General features: G+C 67.7%; 14 protein-coding genes and 4 tRNA genes. 9 read left to right on the forward strand and 9 right to left on the reverse strand.

Features of this window, described 5'->3' with window-relative positions; all coding sequences use genetic code 11:
- Nucleotides 1-32: 32 nt before the first annotated feature.
- Complete coding sequence (locus AB0M14_RS02770) at nt 33-1,634, forward strand: AMP-binding protein (protein ID WP_364987865.1); 1,602 nt, start codon at nt 33-35, stop codon at nt 1,632-1,634.
- Between the two features lie 55 nt (nt 1,635-1,689).
- Here AB0M14_RS02770 and AB0M14_RS02775 read toward each other — a convergent pair whose 3' ends face one another.
- A complete protein-coding gene (locus tag AB0M14_RS02775) occupies nt 1,690-3,003 on the reverse strand; it encodes a salicylate synthase (RefSeq protein WP_364987869.1) in 1,314 nt (437 codons plus the stop codon).
- Nucleotides 3,004-3,173: 170 nt separating this feature from the next.
- Here AB0M14_RS02775 and AB0M14_RS02780 point away from each other — a divergent pair, with 170 nt between their 5' ends.
- The 3 genes from AB0M14_RS02780 (at nt 3,174) to AB0M14_RS02790 (ending at nt 7,640) form a co-directional block, all read left to right on the forward strand.
- Entirely contained in the window at nt 3,174-5,624 is a 2,451-nt protein-coding gene (locus AB0M14_RS02780) for a glycerol-3-phosphate 1-O-acyltransferase (protein WP_364987872.1), read from the forward strand.
- Nucleotides 5,621-7,096 carry an HAD-IB family hydrolase gene (locus AB0M14_RS02785; protein ID WP_364987876.1) on the forward strand — a complete coding sequence of 492 codons (1,476 nt, stop codon included), beginning with the start codon at nt 5,621-5,623 and terminating at the stop codon, nt 7,094-7,096. Before AB0M14_RS02780 ends, AB0M14_RS02785 begins: the two co-directional genes overlap by 4 nt.
- 103 nt (nt 7,097-7,199) lie before the next feature.
- Entirely contained in the window at nt 7,200-7,640 is a 441-nt protein-coding gene (locus tag AB0M14_RS02790) for a DUF6069 family protein (protein WP_364987881.1), read from the forward strand.
- A gap of 62 nt (nt 7,641-7,702) precedes the next feature.
- Here the strand turns inward: AB0M14_RS02790 and AB0M14_RS02795 are convergent, their stop codons facing one another.
- The 6 genes from AB0M14_RS02795 to AB0M14_RS02820 form a co-directional block, all read right to left on the reverse strand.
- Nucleotides 7,703-8,422, reverse strand: a complete 720-nt coding sequence (locus tag AB0M14_RS02795) for a polyprenol monophosphomannose synthase (protein ID WP_364987884.1) — start codon at nt 8,420-8,422, stop codon at nt 7,703-7,705.
- 117 nt (nt 8,423-8,539) lie between these two features.
- Nucleotides 8,540-8,716, reverse strand: a complete 177-nt coding sequence (locus AB0M14_RS02800; RefSeq protein WP_364987887.1) for a hypothetical protein — start codon at nt 8,714-8,716, stop codon at nt 8,540-8,542.
- A 67-nt stretch (nt 8,717-8,783) separates the two neighbouring features.
- Nucleotides 8,784-8,857, reverse strand: a tRNA-Phe gene (locus tag AB0M14_RS02805).
- Between the two features lie 68 nt (nt 8,858-8,925).
- A tRNA-Asp gene (locus tag AB0M14_RS02810) sits at nt 8,926-8,999 on the reverse strand.
- Between the two features lie 29 nt (nt 9,000-9,028).
- Nucleotides 9,029-9,101, reverse strand: a tRNA-Glu gene (locus AB0M14_RS02815).
- Nucleotides 9,102-9,203: 102 nt separating this feature from the next.
- Entirely contained in the window at nt 9,204-9,869 is a 666-nt protein-coding gene (locus AB0M14_RS02820; protein ID WP_364987891.1) for a TetR family transcriptional regulator, read from the reverse strand.
- An 805-nt stretch (nt 9,870-10,674) separates the two neighbouring features.
- Between AB0M14_RS02820 and AB0M14_RS02825 the strand changes: the two genes are divergently transcribed.
- A tRNA-Lys gene (locus tag AB0M14_RS02825) sits at nt 10,675-10,747 on the forward strand.
- Nucleotides 10,748-11,143: 396 nt separating this feature from the next.
- Nucleotides 11,144-12,112 (forward strand): acyl-ACP desaturase, encoded by a 969-nt coding sequence (locus AB0M14_RS02830; protein ID WP_364987894.1) that lies wholly within the window; start codon nt 11,144-11,146, stop codon nt 12,110-12,112.
- Between the two features lie 114 nt (nt 12,113-12,226).
- On the opposite strand, the gene AB0M14_RS02835 is transcribed toward AB0M14_RS02830, so the two are convergent.
- Nucleotides 12,227-12,865, reverse strand: coding sequence for a hypothetical protein (locus AB0M14_RS02835; protein ID WP_364987897.1), 639 nt, complete (start codon nt 12,863-12,865; stop codon nt 12,227-12,229).
- A gap of 168 nt (nt 12,866-13,033) precedes the next feature.
- Between AB0M14_RS02835 and dusB the strand changes: the two genes are divergently transcribed.
- From dusB to phoU, 3 genes are all read left to right on the forward strand, one after another.
- Entirely contained in the window at nt 13,034-14,155 is a 1,122-nt protein-coding gene (gene dusB / locus AB0M14_RS02840; protein WP_364991242.1) for a tRNA dihydrouridine synthase DusB, read from the forward strand.
- 350 nt (nt 14,156-14,505) lie between these two features.
- Nucleotides 14,506-16,773: an LCP family protein gene (locus AB0M14_RS02845; protein ID WP_364987900.1), complete on the forward strand. Its 2,268-nt coding sequence runs from the start codon at nt 14,506-14,508 to the stop codon at nt 16,771-16,773.
- A 67-nt stretch (nt 16,774-16,840) separates the two neighbouring features.
- A complete protein-coding gene (gene phoU, locus AB0M14_RS02850; RefSeq protein WP_364987903.1) occupies nt 16,841-17,509 on the forward strand; it encodes a phosphate signaling complex protein PhoU in 669 nt (222 codons plus the stop codon).
- A gap of 71 nt (nt 17,510-17,580) precedes the next feature.
- Here the strand turns inward: phoU and pstB are convergent, their stop codons facing one another.
- Nucleotides 17,581-18,357, reverse strand: a complete 777-nt coding sequence (gene pstB, locus AB0M14_RS02855) for a phosphate ABC transporter ATP-binding protein PstB (RefSeq protein WP_364987907.1) — start codon at nt 18,355-18,357, stop codon at nt 17,581-17,583.
- Between the last annotated feature and the right edge of the window lie 6 nt (nt 18,358-18,363).

An 18,363-nucleotide genomic window follows, 5' to 3' on the forward strand; every position in this document is an offset into this window, starting at 1 on the left:
CCCTGATCACCACCCAGCTTGCGAGGCAGACCGTGACCACCGACCACCGTGACGGCTATGTTCCTTTTCCCGCCGAGGCCGCGGCGTCCTACCGCGCGGCCGGCTTCTGGGCTGGTCGCCCGCTGGATGACCTGCTGCGCGAAACCGCCCGGCAGCACCCGGATCGCCCGCTGCTGCTGGCCGAGACCGGCGTGCGAAGTTATGCACAGGTGGACACAGCGGCCGATCGGATGGCGCACGGTTTCCTCGCGCTCGGGATCGCGCCGGGCGACCGGGTGGTCGTGCAACTGCCCAATGTGCCCGAGTTCCTGACCGTGCTGTTCGGCCTGCTGCGCGCCGGGATCATTCCGGTGCTGACGCTGCCCGCGCATCGCCGGGCCGAAATCGAGCATCTCGCCGCGCTGTCCGAGGCGGTCGCCTACATCGTCGCGGACCGGCAGGGCGATTTCGACTACCGCGAGCTGGCCGCGACCGTCCGGGACGCGGTGCCGTCACTGCGCCACGTCCTGGTCGCCGGCGATCCGGGCGAGTTCACCGACCTGAATTCGATAGCCCGCGAAGGCGATTCGCTCCCCCGGGTCGACGCCGGCGCGATCGCGCTCATGCTCGTCTCCGGCGGCACCACCGGCCTGCCGAAGCTGATCGCCCGCACCCACGACGACTACGTCTACAACGCCACGGCCAGCGCCGCGGTCTGCGCGCTCACCGCCACGGACGTCTACCTCGCGACACTGCCTGCCGCACACAACTTCCCGCTCGCCTGCCCGGGCATTCTCGGCACCATCTCGACCGGCGGGGCGGTCACCTTCGTCACCGATCCGAGCCCGGAGAACGCCTTCGCCGCCATCGAACGGCATCGCGTCACGGTGACGGCCGTGGTCCCGCCGCTGGCCCAGCTCTGGTGTGCGGCAACCGATTGGGAGGAGGCCGACCTGAGTTCGCTGCGCCTGCTCCAGGTCGGCGGCGCACGGCTGGCCGAGGTGAACGCCAAGGAGGTCACGCCCGCGCTCGGCGCCACCTTGCAGCAGGTGTTCGGCATGGCCGAGGGCCTGCTCAACTTCACCCGCCTCGACGACCCCGCCGAACTGCTGCACACCACGCAAGGCCGCCCGCTGTCCCCCGCCGATGAGATCCGGGTGGTGGACAGCGCCGGGAACGACGTCGAGCCTGGCGCCGAAGGCGAGCTGCTCACCAAGGGCCCCTACACGATTCGCGGCTACTATCGCGCGCCCGAGCACAACGCCCGCGCCTTCACCCCCGACGGTTACTACCGCAGCGGCGACCTGGTCCGCCAATTGCCCTCCGGGCACCTGATCGTCTCGGGGCGCATCAAGGACGTCATCAACCGCGGCGGCGAGAACATCTCCTGCGACGAACTCGAGGAACACCTGCTCGCCCACCCCGCGGTCCGGCACGCCGCGGCCGTCGGCCTCCCCGACCCCGCGCTGGGCGAAAAGGTCTGCGCCGTCCTGGTTGTCGACGGCGACCTGCCGAGCCTGGCCGAGATCAAGACCTTCCTCACCGCGCGCGGCCTGGCCACCTACAAGCTGCCGGACGTGCTCCGCGCGTCCGACCGGCTCCCGGTGACCGCCGTCGGCAAGATCGACAAGAAGGCGCTCCGCGCGGCGAACTGAACGACGAAGCCGGGCAGCCCCGTTCCGGTACTGCCCGGCTCTCGTTCGGATCCGCTCAGGCTTTGACGACGTAAGGCGCTACGCTGCCGAGCTTTTCGCAGGTCTCCTCGAATTCCCGCTCGGGACGCGACTGTCCCACGATGCCCGCGCCCGCCCGCAGCCACGCGCCGTCGGAGTTTTGATAGACCGCGCGCAGCACCAGCGTCGCCTCCATCGACCCGCTCGCCGAAACTTGCAGCACGGCACCGGAGTACAGCCCCCGGGCCGCACCGTCGTTCCGGAAGACGGAGTCCACCCCCGCCTGCTTGGGGATCCCGGAGGCGGTCACGGACGGGAACAGCACTTCCAGTGCGTCCCAGCTGGATCGGTCCGCGGCCAGCCGGCCGCGGACCGTGGAGGCCAGGTGCTGCACGCTGCCGCGCTCGCGCACCGCCATGAAGTCCGACACCGCGGTCGTATCCGGTTCGGCCACCGCGGCGATCTCGGCGAACGAGGTCTGCACCGAGATCGCGTGCTCCACGATCTCTTTCGGGTCGCTGAGCAGATCCGCCCGCGCCGCCAGGTCAGCGGTGCCGCCGAATCCGAAAGCCCGGGTACCGGCGAGCGGCTCGGTGGTCACCACGCGCTCGTCGTCCACCGAGGCCACCAGCTCCGGGCTGAACCCGGCCGCTTCCAGCCCGCCCAGGCGCAGCAGGAACGACCGCGCCGGCGTGTTGTTCGTGCGCCCGAGCCGATAGGTGGCGGGCACGTCGACCAGGAACGGCAGCTCGACCTTCCGGGACAGGATGACCTTCTGGTAACGCCCGGAACGGATTTCGCCGACCGCCGTCGCGACCCGGTCCTGATATCCCGTCGGGTCCAGGCGAATGTCGATGGGCTGCGGCTCCGGCAGCGGGCTCAGCTGCGAGGCCGCGATGATCTCGCGAATGTCGGCGACTTCCCGCTCCGACGCGCCGGTGATCCGCACCCCGGACTCGTCGATGACGACCTCGAGCCGCGGAATCATCAAATGCGCCAGTGTCGTCCGCGCGTCCACGTGCGCGGTCGCGTCCAGGGCCCAGGCGCAGAACTCGAAGCCGATCCAGCCGTAGGCTTTCCGCTCACCCAGCGGCAGCATGCCCAGCGCGCGGTCCAGGACCGCGGCCGGGCGGCCGGTCCAGGCGCTCACGGTCGTCTGCCCGCCCCACGCCACTCGCAACTCGTGCGCGTCCAACTCGACGCCGCCGATCGGATCGGCCGCGAAGATCCACACCCCCGGACGCTCGTACATGACGTATTCGCCGAATCGATCCGCGGCCGCCAGCTGAGACATCGCTGCCGCCGGATCGGTCACATACTCCACGCGCAAGCGCTCGTCCGTGGTCGACAACGATCCTCCAAGGTAATGCTGACCTAACTCAAGGAGGTAAGGTTAGCATTACCTGGCTCCGGCTACGGTTCAGCGGCGAAGATCACTTCCCGACTCCAGACCCCGAGATACCTGCGCGATCCGTTCGGTGGCGCTTGAATAGGGGGATCGCCAGTTTGCGGAGGGACATCATGATCGATCACGGCCGAGGTGCACCCACACCGGCTCAGCGCACGACGCCCGAATCGGTGGTGGCCCTGATCGAAGCGTCCTCACCCGTCGAGCGGCAGATCATCGGGGATTGGCTCAACGCCGGCGGCATCGCGGCGGAGTTCGGCGGCGAGCTACCGGTGACCCAGCTGGATCTGGACGCGGGCGCGATCGCCACCCGGCTGGTCGGCCGCCGCGACGATCCGCTGGTGGTTCCGGTGCGAGTGCTGTGGCTGCCGCCGGAGCGAGATGGCGTGCGGCGCATCACCTTCACCGACCTGGCCACGATGACCAACCCGCGCAAGCCCAACCGCCTGGCGCAGCGCCGGCTGGCGCGCCGGGAACCGGACCGGCATGTGGTGCTCACCGGCCAGCCCGCACTCCTCAGCGAACTTCGAGCGAATAACCCGGAAGCGACGGCGATGCAGTCGGCGGGCTCCGGCGAACCGCTCGCCCGCGCCATCGTCCGTGCCGGCGTGGTCGCGCTGGAACGCGCCGAGCGCACTATCATCGGCGACCGGTACAAGGTGCCGCGGCTGGTGGCCGAGGAGATCCTGGATTCCCCGGAGTTCCTGCGCCGGCTCGAACTGATCGCCGACCAGATCGATACCCCGGCCCAGGATGTGTACCGCCGCGCCGAGAAAGCGCTCAACGAACTGGTCGCCGCGCAGTCCCGCCTGGTATCGGACCTGTTCACCCAGGCCATGCGCCCGGTGCACGCCTCCACCTGGAAGGTCGACACCGACGAATCCGGCCTGACCACGCTCAAAACGCTCAATCGCCGCTACCCACTGGTGTTCCTGCCCTCGCACCGCTCCTATGTCGACGCGTTCGTCCTCGGCGATGTGCTGGCCCGCAACGACTTTCCGCCGAACCACGTGATCGGCGGCGCGAACCTGAGTTTCTGGCCGATGGGCCCGATCGCGCGGCGCACCGGCACGGTCTTCATCCGGCGCAGCTTCGGCGACGACGAGGTGTACAAGGCCGTGGTCGAGGAGTACTTCGCGTACCTGCTGGCCAAACGGTTCAATCTGGAGTGGTACTTCGAGGGCGGGCGCACCCGGACCGGCAAGCTCCGCCCGCCGCGCTACGGACTGCTGAACTACCTCGCGGCCGCGGTCCGCCGGAATCGAGTGGACGACGTCCTGCTGGTGCCGGTGTCGATCACCTACGAGCGGCTCAACGAGCTCGGCGCGATCGCCCACGAACAGGTCGGCGGGAAGAAGAAGCCGGAGGGGCTGGCCTGGCTGGCCCGGTACGTGCGCAGCCAGCAGCATTCGGCCGGACACGTGTATGTCCGTTTCGGCGAACCGCTTTCGGCGCGCGACCGGCTCGCGGCGCACGGCGACCCGCTGAGCGATCCCCCCACCTCGATCCCGCTGCACCGCACCGACGACCGCGGCGCGGACCGCGTCGCGGCCCCGGACGCCGAGGTCGAAGAGCTGGAGCGGAAGGCCGTGCAGCGCTTGGCCTTCGAGATCGCCGTCGGGATCAACGCGGTCACCCCGATCACCGTGAACGCGCTGGCCACGCTGGCGCTGCTCGGCGTGCACGACCGCGCGCTCACCCTCGGCGAGGTGCGGGCCGTGCTGGACCCGGTCCTGCGTTACATCGACAAACGCGGCCTGCCCAGCGGCGAGCTCGCCGCGCTGCGCGACGAGCAGAGCCTGGCCGTGGTGCTGGAACAGCTTTCGCTGGCCAAGGTGGTGACCATCTACCGCGGCGGCCTGGAGCCGGTGTTCTCCATCGAGCCCGGCGCGCACCTGGAGGCCGCGTTCTATCGCAACAGCGGCGTGCACTGGTTCGTCAACCGGGCCATTCTCGAGCTGTCGATCCTGGCCGCGATGGACTCCGCGGATCCCGATCAGCTGCGGGCCGGCTGGGAGGAGGCGTTCCGGCTGCGCGATCTGCTCAAGTTCGAGTTCTTCTTCCCGGACCGCACCGACTTCGCCGCGCAGATGACCGCCGAGATGCTGCTGGTCGACCCGCAGTGGCGCAGCCACACCCGCGAGGACACCTTCGGCACCGACATCCTCGGCAAGCTCACCGACTCCGGATTCATGATGGCGCACCGCGTGCTGCGCTCGTTCTTCGAAGCCCAGCTGGTGGTCGCCGAACGCCTGGAGGCCCGCGACGCCGCCCAGGAGGTGGACCGCAAGCAGTTCATCGACGAGTGCGTGAAGGTCGGCAGGCAGATGATGTTGCAGCAGCGGCTGCACAGCCCGGAGTCGGTCTCCACCGAACTGTTCACCAGCGCACTCAAACTCGCCGACAACCACGGCCTGCTGACGCCGGCCGGCGCGGAATCGACCGATGAGCGCGCCGACCTGTCCGAGCGCCGTGCGGGCTTCGCGCGGCAGCTGCGCACCATCACCGCCCGGATCTCCCGTGCCGCCGCCCTGGACCCGTCCAACCGGGAGCCCGCGCAGTGAACCTGGAGGAGACCCTCGCCCAGATCCGCACCGGGCCGCAGGGCCCGCAGATCGCCGCCGTGTTCGACTTCAGCGCCGTGGTAGACGGTTTCGCGCGACCGCGGCTGTACCGGCGAATGTTCCAGCCCTGGGGGATGGCAGGCGGGGCGGGTAGGCACAGCGCGACCGCGGCCGCGACCCTGCTCGGCGGGATCCGCAACGGGCTATCCGACGGCGAGTACAGCCGGTTCTTACAGCAGGCCTCCCTCGCGCTGGCCGGTCAGCCGGCCGCCGACCTCGACGAGCTCGGCGCGAAGTTGTTCAAGAGCACCATCTACGGGCACCTCTATCCCGAAGCCTGGCAGCTGATCCGGACGCACGAGGCCGCGGGCCACACCGTGCTGCTGGTCACCGCGCTGACTCGCTTCCAGGTGGCGCCCGCCGCCGCCGAACTGGGTATTCCGCACGTGCTGTACACGCCGATGGCCACCGTCGACGGCGTGCTCACCGGCTACGCGGAGGGCAAAACCCTGTGGCGCAATGGCAAAGCCGACGCGGTGCGTACTTTCGCCGCCACCCACGGCGTGGATCTCACGCAGAGCTATGCCTACACCGACGGGGTATCCGACCTGCCGCTGCTGGCACTGGTCGCGCACCCGACCGCGGTCAATCCGGAGCGCAAGCTCACCGTCGCCGCGGCCGAACGGCAGTGGCCCGCCCTGACGTTCCGGCCCCGCCAGTCCCCCAGCCCGGTCGACTACCTACGCACTATCGCCGCGTTCATCGCCTTGCTCGGCGGCGCGTTCGCGGGTGTGCTGAGCAAGTCCTACACCCGGCAGCGCCGCAAGATGGCCGACGCCCTGATGGATTACGGGACCAGCGCCACCCTGAAGGTGCTCGGCGTGCGCCTGCGGGTGACCGACGGCGCCGGCTACGCGCACGATCCCCGGCCCGCGGTGTTCCTGTTCAACCACCAGAGCCAGTTCGACGTGATCATCGTGCCCAAGGTGCTCGACGGCGGCGTCACCGGCATCGGCAAGAAAGAACTGACCAAGAACCCGGTCTTCGGACCGCTCATGCGCTTCGTTGGCGTCACCTTCATCGATCGCAGCAACGCCACGCAGACCCGCGCCGCGCTGGCGCCGGTGGTGCGGACGCTGCGGGCCGGGCTGTCGATCGCGATCTCGCCGGAGGGAACCCGCTCCTACACACCGGAAGTCGGCCCCTTCAAGAAGGGCGCGTTCCATATCGCGCACCAGGCCGGGGTCCCGGTGATCCCGGTGGTGATCCGCAACGCGGGCGAAATCTCCTGGCGCAACTCGATGATCGCGCGCAAGGGCACGGTCGACGTCGCCCTGCTGCCGCCCATCGATGTCAGCGGCTGGAACCCGGCGGCCATGGACGACGAGGTCGCCGCGGTCCGGCAGCTCTATCTCGACACCCTGCTGAACTGGCCGGATGCCAAATCCGAGCATGATGACGCCACCCATTGAGTGATCTGGAACACGTTGTGCCGCTGCGGGGTTGACCCAAACAATTGTTGAGGTTTCAGGATGGTCTCACACGAACTTCACAGCCTCAGCACAGGAGATCATCATGAGCACCGCGACCGCCATCCCCGGCACCACCCTCCGCATCCCCGCCCTGAACCGCCCGGTCGCCGTCCTCGGCGCGACGGCAGCCGCGCTGCTGGCCAACATCGTCGTCTGGCTGATCGGCGCCGCCGCCGGCGGCACGTTCGAAATGACCAACGCCGGCGTTAAAGCCAGCGTGGCGCCCGGCGGGATCATCACGCTGACCCTCGTCCCCATGCTGATCGGCCTCGGCGCCGCCGCGCTGCTGTCCTACAAGTGGGTCGGCGTGCTCCGGGTCGCGGCCGTGGTCGGCTCGGTCCTCGCCGTCGGCACCATCGCGATGACCGTGAGCGCCGACTTCGACACCGCCTCCACGATCGCGCTGTCGGTCACGCACCTGACGCTGGTCCCCGCCCTCGTCGTCGCCACCGAAGGCCTGCGCCGCAAGCTGATCGAAGCGTGACACCCGCCGACGCGAAGGGCCCCGCATCCCAACGGATGCGGGGCCCTTTCCGTTCGCCGAAGCTAGACCGAACGGCCGAACAGCAGCTTCCACGGCATCAGCGCCGACTCCAACTGCACCTTCAGGCTCATCTTGGACGCGCCGAGGGTGCGCTCCTCGAACCGGATCGGCACCTCCGCGATCGGGAAGCCCTTCTTCACGGTCCGGTAGTTCATCTCCACCTGGAACGAGTAGCCGTTGCTCTTGATCGAGGCAACGTCGATGGCGCGCAGCGTATCCGCCTTCCACGCCTTGAACCCGGCGGTGGCGTCTTTCACGCCGAGCCGCAGCAGCAGGTTCACATAGAAGTTGGCCCACGCCGAGAGCGCCTTGCGGTACCACTTCCATTCCGAGGCGGTCGATCCGCCGGGAACGTACCGCGACCCGAGCACGACGCCCGCGTCGGTGGTCGCCAGCTTCTCCAGCATCGCCGGAATCACCTCGGCCGGATGCGAGAGGTCGGCGTCCATCTGGATCACCACGTCGGCGCCTTCGTCCAGCGCGCGCGTGATGCCCGCGACGTAAGCGCGCCCGAGCCCGTCCTTCTCGGTTCGGTGCAACACCCCGACAACGTTCGGCAGCTCGGCGGCCAGCTTGTCGGCCACCTCACCGGTCCCGTCGGGGGAACTATCGTCAACCACGAGCACATGCAGATCGGACACCGGAAGCGCCGTCAGCCGCTCCACCGCCACCGGCAGATTCTCCCGCTCGTTGTAGGTCGGCACAACAACGGTAACCCTCAAGGGTCGCCCTCCCTGCTCACCAGCATTCGTCGGATTCCTACGAAACTTACCGAGAAACCGTACTTGATCGATCTGACCGTGCCCTGAGCAGTTCCACCTAGACCCTCCGGAACTCCGTCAGTTCCCCCAGGAGTCCTTGGAATCCTCCCGCTCGTTGCGCGCCTGCGCGATCTCCAGCGCCCGCTCGGCGGTGGCCTGATCCGGATACGGCCCCATCCGATCCGCGAACCAGCACTTCTTTCCCTGCTCAGCCCGATGATGCTTCAGGCAGTAGTACCACTGTTCATCAGCCATACCACCAGCATCTCACCGATCAACAAAAAATCCCCCCGACCAACTGCGTCGAGGGGATTTCGATATGTGGCCAGAGCCGGGATCGAACCGGCGACCTACCGCTTTTCAGGCGGTCGCTCGTACCAACTGAGCTACCTGGCCGCAGGCACCCGGAACGAATGCCATGCTCTATGCGAAACGCCGGAATTGCTCCGGCGTTCACACACTTGCGACCCTGACGGGACTCGAACCCGCGACCTCCGCCGTGACAGGGCGGCGCGCTAACCAACTGCGCCACAGGGCCTTGCTGTGCTACCAACAGTCCGAAGACCGTACCCCCTACGGGATTCGAACCCGCGCTACCGCCTTGAAAGGGCGGCGTCCTAGGCCGCTAGACGAAGGGGGCTCGTCCCGGATTTCTCCGGACCGGCTTTTCAACGGTGTGTTGCGTTCCGTTGGGAGCTCGCATAGCTTATGACAGCCTCGGTGAGACTTCCAAATCGGCTGGTCAGAGACCCAATCCGAGCTCTTCGAGCCGAGCCGAGGCGCGCCAGCCATCGGCCCGGAACTTCTCGGTCCACTCCGGCGCGGCCATCGCTTCCACGATCACCTCCAGCGCCTCGGCGAACCGGGCCCGCAGATCGATGTCGCCGCCGAGGGTATCGACCAGGTAGCGCTGGCCGGCCAGGGCGGCGGTGAGCGTGCGGGTGAAGCGATCCGGGTCCGCGTCCTGACGTAGCTGCCCGTGCTCGATCGCGCGCACCGCGAGGGTGCGCGTGGCCCGGGCCAGGATGCGGCCGCCACCGGACTGCACGTCCCGGTAGAAGTCGGGCTCGATGATGAGCCGGTTCTCGGCCTGCACGATGATGTCGTGCTCGAGCCGCAACGCCATCTCGTCGATCATCCCGTGCAGGGTGTCGAGGGGACCGAGATCCGTTCGCGCGAGCCAACGTTCGGCGGAGGCGCGATACCGCTCCACCGCCGTCTCCAGGACCGCACGCGCCAGGTCTTCCTTGGAATCGAAATGGAAGTACATGGCGCCCTTGGTCGCGCGGGAACCTTCCAGTATGCGGTTGAGCGATGCAGCGGCATAGCCGCTCTTCCCGAACTCAACGGCGGCAGACCTGATTATCGCCGCACGTGTTCGGCGGGCCCGCTCTTGCTGCCGTGCCATGCTCGAAACGCCTCCGAAGCCTTATCGCCGCCAATCGAACCCCCCGGAATGGAACGGACCCCTTGGCGCGAAGTTATGGGATTTTTCAATACTTCAAACCGGTTTATCGCCCAGGTTTCAAACTTTTGGTATGAAAACTTGCGGGAAACCTGAAACACACCAGCTGGTATAGTTTTCCTGCCCGGGTGCGCTGCAGGGGGTGCGCACCCGGGTTCGACTTACTTCTCGGATCAGCCTCCTGCGGCGTCGCTTGCGACTGCTTGTCAGCTTGGGGCACAACAACGATAAGCCGAATTCCGGACCACCGGCCGCGCCGACGATTCGCCCGGAATTCACCAATGCGTCACGGTACCCGGAATCGTCATCCGACACGCGGCAAACTGAAGAGTCAGATAGCCAGGATGTCGAACTAAGCGTTACAGCAAATGATCCGCTAACTTCGCCCCGGGTCTGGCCGGTCGCCGAATTCGCCAGCGCCGCAGCGGCGTTCACCCGAACCGGCCGGCGCGGTCGCCGCTGGTCCCGGCCCCGCGGGCCGAGGCCGCGCGTTTCAGACATCCGCCCCCGGACTCCGTCTTCACACCCCCAGCGGCTTCAAAGCCTTTGGTGCACAACATTTTTCGATGGTATCCCGGAGCCGCGCGAATGAACAAAGCTGGGGGCCAACCAGTTACCGCCAAGATCGCTGCGACCGGCCCACGCGTTACCCGGCCCGGGGGCGCACACCGCCGGACCGCGCCACGACCGAACCCGACCACTCCCCCGGTTATGGGTTCCGCCCCACGCCTATTACACTGCCCCTCGCGCCCCTATAGCTCAGTTGGTAGAGCTACGGACTTTTAATCCGCAGGTCGTAGGTTCGAGCCCTACTGGGGGCACTCCCGCAGGCGTCCGGTCCCCACCGGACGCCTGACCTGTTTCCCGGGCCGGAGAAGCCCGATCACGGCCCCGCGCAGGGGCACTCGCCGCACCGCCCGCCGGCCCGCGCACACCACGCGCCACACCCGGCGCGCTAACAACTTCCGGCAAGTTCCGATAGACCACCCAATGCTTGCCGCAGTCGATCCCGCGTCACCGGGGAATTCACCGTCGACGCCTACACTCGGGCCGACGGGGGTACGCCGACGGTGTCGTATGAGGTGCATCACCGGGCACGATTTGTCAGGTGTATGCGTTTCGCATCACACCTACGGTGCCGTAAGGTATGGCCGCATCGGCATGGTCTACTCGGGGAAGACCTGCAAGCGTGGACGCACTCAATGAAGGGCTATTACATGGCAAGGGATCTGACTCAACTCGAGCTGCTCACGGAGTTGGAGCCGGTTGCCGAAGAAAACGTCAACCGGCACCTCTCCCTGGCAAAGGAATGGCATCCGCACGACTATGTCCCGTGGGATGAAGGCCGCAACTTCGCGGCACTCGGCGGGGTGGATTGGGACCCGGAGCAGTCCCAGCTGAACGAGGTCGCCAAGGCGGCCATGATCACGAATCTGCTCACCGAGGACAACCTTCCGTCCTACCACCGCGAGATCGCCGAGAACTTCTCCATGGACGGCGCCTGGGGCACCTGGGTCGGTCGCTGGACCGCCGAGGAGAACCGGCACGGCATCGTGATGCGGGACTACCTGGTGGTCACCCGCGGCGTCGATCCGGTCGCGCTCGAGCAGGCGCGAATGATCCACATGACCAACGGTTTCGCCTCCCCCACCGAGGCCGACGCCGGATTCCTGCACTCCGTCGCGTACGTGACGTTCCAGGAGCTGGCCACCCGGGTCAGCCACCGCAACACCGGCAAGGTCTGTGACGACCCCATCGCCGACCGGATGCTGCAGCGCGTCGCGGCCGACGAGAACCTGCACATGATCTTCTACCGCAACATGTGCGGCGCCGCCCTGGACCTGAGCCCCGACCAGGCCATCGAGGCGATCACGCTGATCCTGGAGAACTTCCAGATGCCTGGCGCCGGCATGCCCAACTTCCGCCGCAACGGCGTACTCATGGCCAAGCACGGCATCTACGACCTGCGCCAGCACCTCGAGGAAGTAGTGCAGCCGGTGCTGAAGAAGTGGGACATCTTCGAGCGCAGCGACTTCACCGCCCGCGGCGAGGAAGTGCGCGAGCGCCTGGGCCTGTTCCTGGAGAAGCTGGCCGGCGACGTGGTCAAGTTCGAGGAGCAGCGCGACCGCATGCTGGCCCGCGAGGCCAAGAAGCGCGAGCTGGTCGACACCGGAGCGCGGGGCTGAGAACCCACTCCCAGCAACACAATCGAATACGAAACGAGCCGCTCCGGATTATCCGGAGCGGCTCGTTCGTTAATCCATTGACAGGCGGCGAGGTTATTGGTTCAACCTCGGCGATCACTTCAACGGCAATGCGCCGTCGACGCCGCCCACATCACTGATCTTCCAATCCGACTTCTGATCCAGCGTCACGTTGTAGGTGACCGTGGTTTGCGCGCCTTCGGGGCTCTGCGCATTAGTCGAGGAGACGTTGACGAATACATTCACCTTGTAGACGCCATTGTCTTCGGAGATCACCTTGGCGGTGATCGGCGCGGCGGTCGAGGTCCACTTCAACGGGACCAAGATCTGTTCCAGTTTCGGCGCGGTCGCATCGAATTTGTTGGCCAGCTGCGGGGTCGTATTGGCTTTCAGCTTGGCGACCCAGGCGTTGATGTCCTGGTAGTTGACCGTGGCCGCGCCGACCGCGTAATCGGTGGCGACCTGTTCGGCGTGCCGGTCGTCGGCGGCCTGGGCGTTCTGCTCGTCCAGATCGCCCTTGGCGCCGAGCCACAGGAACCCGAACACACCGGCCAGCACGACGGCTACCACCGCGAGCGCGCCGAGCAGCAGCGAGGACAGCGGCAGCGACACCGTGGCGCCGGACTGCCGGGCCGGAGCGAGGTACCGCGCGGCATCGGGAGCGGTCGCCGCGGCCGAATCGGCGTCGTTCTGCTTATCCAGCTTCACCGGCTGTTCAGCTTCGTTCTCTGCCATCAGGTCCTCTCCAACGGGTGTTTCGTCTGCGATATCCCAGGTACAGGCTACTGAGGTCACCTGAGTGCACACTGCGCCCCCACGAACGACACAGGTGGCATTCGAGCTGGCAGATCGGCGTTTGAGACACTGGACGGTGTGACTGTGACTGCTGAAGCGAAGCGCACCTTGGCGATCGGGCCGTATCCGGTCGATCCGCCGGTCGTGCTCGCGCCGATGGCGGGCATCACCAATCGCGCGTTCCGCAGGCTGTGCCGTGAGTTCGGCAGCTCCACCTCCATCTACGTGTGCGAGATGATCACCGCCCGGGCGGTGGTGGAACGCAACGAGAAAACACTGCACATGATGTCCTTCGACGCGGACGAGCACCCGCGCTCGATGCAGCTCTACGGCGTCGACCCGGCCACCCTCGGCGAGGCGGTGCGGATCATCGTCGGCGAGGGCTGGGCCGACCACATCGATCTGAATCTGGGTTGCCCGGTCAAGAAGGTGACCCGGCTCGGCGGCGGTTCCGCGCTGCCCTACAAGCGGCGGCTGTTCGCCAATATCGTCCGGGAGATGGTCAAGGCCGCCGAGCCGGCCGGCGTCCCGGTGACATTCAAGTTCCGCATCGGCATCGACGACGACCACCACACCTACCTCGACACCGGCCGGATCGCGGAGGCCGAGGGCGCCGCGGCGGTCGCGCTGCACGCCCGCACCGCGTCGCAGTTGTATTCGGGTACCGCGGACTGGTCGGCGATCGCCCGGCTGAAGGAAGCCGTCACCACGATTCCGGTGCTCGGCAACGGCGATATCTTCTCCGCCGCGGACGCGCTGCTCATGCGCGATCAGACGGGCTGCGACGGCGTGGTCGTCGGCCGCGGCTGCCTGGGCCGGCCCTGGTTGTTCGCCGAGCTGAGCGCCGCCCTGCGCGGCGAGCCGATCCCGGCGGGCCCGACGCTGGGCAAGGTCGGCGAGGTGCTGTACCGGCACACCCGGCTGCTGGTCGAGCATGACGGCGCCGACAAGGCGATGCGGGATATCCGCAAGCACATGGCCTGGTATCTGATGGGCTTCCCGGTCGGCTCCCAGCTGCGCCGCGAGTTCGCCACGGTCTCCAGCCTGACCCAGCTGGAAGACCTGATCGCGCAACTATCGCCGGACGTCCCGTTCCCGACCGAGGCCACCGGCCCGCGCGGTAGACAGGGGTCGCCGCAGGCCAAGGTGGCGCTGCCGGAGGGCTGGCTGGACGACCCGGAGGACGACACCGTGCCGGCCGCCGCCGACGTCATGCACAGCGGCGGCTGACCGACCGGCCCTCCACTGTCGGGCAGATCACACCCGCGTACCGGATGGCCGGTCCGCCCATTCGGTAGCACCCTGTCCAGGGGTAGTCGTTCCAGCAAACTCGAGCTCGTGGCAACGCCTCAGCATCGGGGATAGCGCCCGGCAGATCGCTAATATTCAGCAAATGATCGGCGGCGAACCGGGCTACAGCATTGCGGCCTCTTCGATTTCGGACTCGGCTGGCTCGTCGTGGCGGAATCGTTATCATTGGCGGAATCGGTCCTGCCGGGTCGAGCTCGGCCCGGCCGTAGCGCCTGCTCGCAGGTCGCTCGAAACGATCAGACGACGAAGACGAAAAGCGAGGTTCGTTGGTGGGTGACGATCGGCACGGGCAAGCGCCACGGCCCGGAGATCGCGCCCCGTGGGAGCGCTATCCCACGGCGGACAACACCGAACGAGACGGCTCGTCCACGTCCCGTCGCGCCCGGCACACCGACACCGCGGCCGAATCCGGCTCCGCGCCGCTGACGGTCCAGGATCTCGTTCAGAAGGTCGACAACGAACGCGGCGGCCGCCGGCGCCGGGCCGAAGGCGGCGCGCGCGCCACCCGCCGGGCCGACACCGCGCCCGCCCATCCGGCCGAGCGCGCGCACCGCGCACCGGAATCCGCGCCCCGATCGACCGGATCCGTCGCACGCCCGAGCGAATCCGCCGGGCGCGCCGCCGAACCCGCACCGCACCCCAGCGCGCGCTCACCCCGTTCAGCTTCCTCCGCGCAACGTCCGGAGAAGGCCACCAAGGCCATGCCCCAGACCGCCGCCCGGACCCCCGGCAACCCACCCGCCACACCGGCGGGCGACCCCGCGCGCCCCGCCACCGCCCGCCAGCGCACCGCGCGGCCCTCGGCGGTCGTCGACGATATCGCGGGCACGCCCGCGTCCGGCCTGCCCGCGCCGAAGCGGAAAGCCCGGCGCCCCGAGAAGCCGGAGGAAGTCACCGATGTGATGGCCCCGCTCGCCGAGGCCGCGGACGCCGAGCCCGCGCCGAAGCGACCGGGCAAGGCCTGGCCGACCACTGGCAAGTCCAAGGCCGCGCCCAAAACCGTGGGCAGCCCGTCGCTTTCGCGACTCGCCGCGAGCAAGCAGCGCCGCACCCGCCGGCTCCGGACCTCCGGCCGCGTCGGCGCCTCGCTGATCGCGGTGCTGATCCTGCTGATCACCGGCGGCGGCTGGAGCTTCCTGCGCGCGACCGGCGACAGCTTCACCAAGGTCGCCACCGGCATCGGCGAAAACCCACACGACGTCGTCAACGCCGATGAACAGCTCGGTGACGAGAACTATCTGATCGTCGGCACCGATACGCGCGCCGGCTTGAACGGCAAGATGGGCGCGGGCACGCTCGACGACGCCGAAGGCGCCCGGGCCGACACGGTCATGCTGGTGCACATCCCCAAGAACCGGAAACGTGTTGTCGCGGTGTCCTTCCCGCGCGACCTGGATGTGACCCGGCCGCAGTGCAACGGCTGGGACAACGACAAGGGCGACTACACCAAAGAGGTCTTCCCCTCCGCGATCGGCGACAAGCTCAACGCGGTCTACGCCCTGGCCGGGCCCAAGTGCCTGGTCAACGTGATCCGCAAGATGACCGGCCTGAGCATCAACCACTTCATCGGCATCGATTTCGCCGGCTTCGAGAGCATGGTCGACACCATCGGCGGCGTCGAGGTCTGCTCACCCAAACCGATCAACGACGGCGTCCTGGGCACCGTGCTGGAGAAGGGGGGCAAGCAGGTGGTCAACGGCGAGACGGCGTTGAACTACGTGCGTGCCCGCCACGTCTACGGCGAGGAGCGCAGCGACTACGACCGGATCAGCCGGCAGCAGCGGTTCATGGCGTCGCTGCTGCGCGGTGCGCTGTCGAGCAAGGTGCTCTTCGATCTCGGCAAGCTGAAGAACTTCGTCAATGCGTTCAAGGACCACACCTTCGTCGACGGGGTCACCCCGGACGACCTGCTGACCCTGGGCCGTTCGCTGCAGAAGATGGAAGCCGGCGCGGTCACCTTCCTGACCATCCCGACCGCGGGCACCACCTCCTACGGCAACGAGATCCCGCGCGAAACCGACATCAAGGCCATCTTCGCCGCGATCCGGGAAGATCGCCCGCTGCCCGGCGAGAAGACCGCGGAACCCGCCACCGCCCCGTCGACCCCGGCGCCGCCGCCGACCTACACCGCGGTCGATCCCGACACCATCTCATTGCTGGTCTCCAACGGTTCCGACGTGCAGGGCCGGGCGCTGCAGGTGTCGAACAAGCTCGGGAACCAGGGCTTCAACATCTACAACGTCGGCACCTTCACCGGCGGGTCGCAGACCACCAAGATCCGGTTCGCCCCGGGCCACGAGGCCGAGGCCGCGACCGTGGCCTCCGCGGTCCCCGGCGCCAGCCTGGAGGCCGACTCCGACCTCAAGGGCATCATCGAGGTGGTCCTCGGCACCGACTTCACCGGCACCATCCGTACGCCGGTGCCGGTCGGCGACCCGATCACCAACGTGCCGACCACGTCGGTGACGAACGCGACCACGGTGGCGCTGCCCTCGGATCTCGAGCACGTCAACGCGGCCGACGAGACCTGCAAGTAGGCATCGGCACCGAGCATTTACCCACTGTTGGTGACGCGGTCAGCAGCGGGAACTAATGTTCTGTTCCATGCGTGTCATCTACAACGAGCAAATGGCCGATCTTGCCCACCTGCTGGGCGAGATGGCCGGACTGGCCGGCTCGGCGATGGAGCGGGCCACCCAGTCACTGCTCCAGGCCGACCTCTCCCTCGCGGAGCAGGTGATCAGTGAGGGCGATCGGATCGCCGACATGATCACCGACGCCGAGGAGCGCGCCTTCGCGCTGCTCGCGCTGCAGGCCCCGGTGGCGGGCGACCTGCGACAGGTGGTGAGCGCCATCCAGATCGTCAACGACGTGAACCGGATGGGCGCCCTCGCGCTGCACGTCGCCAAGACCACGCGCCGGCGGCACCCGAACCCCGCCCTGCCCGAGTCGGTGCACGGCTACTTCGCCGAAATGGGCCGCATCGCGGTGAACATGGGCGCGGGCGCCAAGGAAGTCCTCGAGACGCGCGACCCGGATCGCGCCGCGCAGCTCAACCAGGACGACGAAGCGATGGATGACCTGCACAAGCACCTGTTCACGCTGCTGATGGACCGGGACTGGAAGGACGGCGTCGCCGCCGCCGTCGACGTCACCCTGTTGGGCCGCTACTACGAGCGCTTCGCCGATCACGCCGTGGAGATCGGCCGCCGCGTCATCTTCCTGGTCACCGGCGTGCTTCCCCCGGATGTCGACCCGGAACCCGTTGTCTGACAGTCACTTCCACTGACACGACAGAAGGCCCGCACTCCTTGGAGTGCGGGCCTTCGTCATACCGGCAGCTTTTAGCCGAAGCGGCCGGAGATGTAGTCCTCGGTCGCCTTCTTGCCCGGGTTGGAGAAGATCTTCTCGGTGTCGTCGATCTCGACCAGCTTGCCCGGCTTGCCCTGGGCTTCCAGGTTGAAGAAACCGGTCTGGTCACTCACGCGCGCGGCCTGCTGCATGTTGTGCGTGACGATGACGATGGTGAATTCTTTTTTCAGCTCGGTGATCAGGTCCTCGATCGCCAGCGTGGAGATCGGGTCCAGGGCCGAACAGGGCTCGTCCATCAGCAGCACGTCGGGCGAGACCGCGATGGCGCGGGCGATGCACAGACGCTGCTGCTGACCGCCGGAGAGACCGCCGCCCGGCTTGTCCAGGCGGTCCTTGACCTCGTTCCACAGGTTCGCGCCGCGCAGCGAGCGCTCGGCGACCTCGTCGAGTTCCTTCTTGTTGCGCACGCCCTGCAACTTCAGCCCGGCCACCACATTGTCGCGAATCGACATGGTGGGGAACGGGTTCGGGCGCTGGAACACCATGCCGATGGTGCGGCGCACACCGACCGGGTCGATGGCCGCCCCGTAGATGTCCTCGCCGTCGAGGGCCACCACGCCCTCGACGCGGGCGCTCGGGGTCACCTCGTGCATGCGGTTCAGCGACCGCAGCACGGTGGACTTACCGCAGCCCGAGGGACCGATGAAGGCGGTCACGCTGCGCGGCAGCACAGTCAGCGAGACATCGGCCACGGCGTGGAACTTGCCGTAGTAGATGTTGAGGTCTTTGACGTCGATCCGCTTGGCCATCAGATT

The sequence above is a fragment of the Nocardia sp. NPDC051832 genome, assembly GCF_040681285.1.
Lineage (GTDB): Bacteria > Actinomycetota > Actinomycetes > Mycobacteriales > Mycobacteriaceae > Nocardia.

What these genes read in the sequence shown, in the direction of transcription:
- AB0M14_RS02780 (WP_364987872.1), top strand. Translation starts at nt 3,174, where the DNA reads ATGATCGATCACGGCCGAGGTGCACCCACACCGGCTCAGCGCACGACG.
- AB0M14_RS02790 (WP_364987881.1), top strand. Translation starts at nt 7,200, where the DNA reads ATGAGCACCGCGACCGCCATCCCCGGCACCACCCTCCGCATCCCCGCC.
- AB0M14_RS02800 (WP_364987887.1), bottom strand. Translation starts at nt 8,716, where the DNA reads ATGGCTGATGAACAGTGGTACTACTGCCTGAAGCATCATCGGGCTGAG.
- AB0M14_RS02820 (WP_364987891.1), bottom strand. Translation starts at nt 9,869, where the DNA reads ATGGCACGGCAGCAAGAGCGGGCCCGCCGAACACGTGCGGCGATAATC.
- AB0M14_RS02830 (WP_364987894.1), top strand. Translation starts at nt 11,144, where the DNA reads ATGGCAAGGGATCTGACTCAACTCGAGCTGCTCACGGAGTTGGAGCCG.
- AB0M14_RS02835 (WP_364987897.1), bottom strand. Translation starts at nt 12,865, where the DNA reads ATGGCAGAGAACGAAGCTGAACAGCCGGTGAAGCTGGATAAGCAGAAC.
- phoU (WP_364987903.1), top strand. Translation starts at nt 16,841, where the DNA reads ATGCGTGTCATCTACAACGAGCAAATGGCCGATCTTGCCCACCTGCTG.
- pstB (WP_364987907.1), bottom strand. Translation starts at nt 18,357, where the DNA reads ATGGCCAAGCGGATCGACGTCAAAGACCTCAACATCTACTACGGCAAG.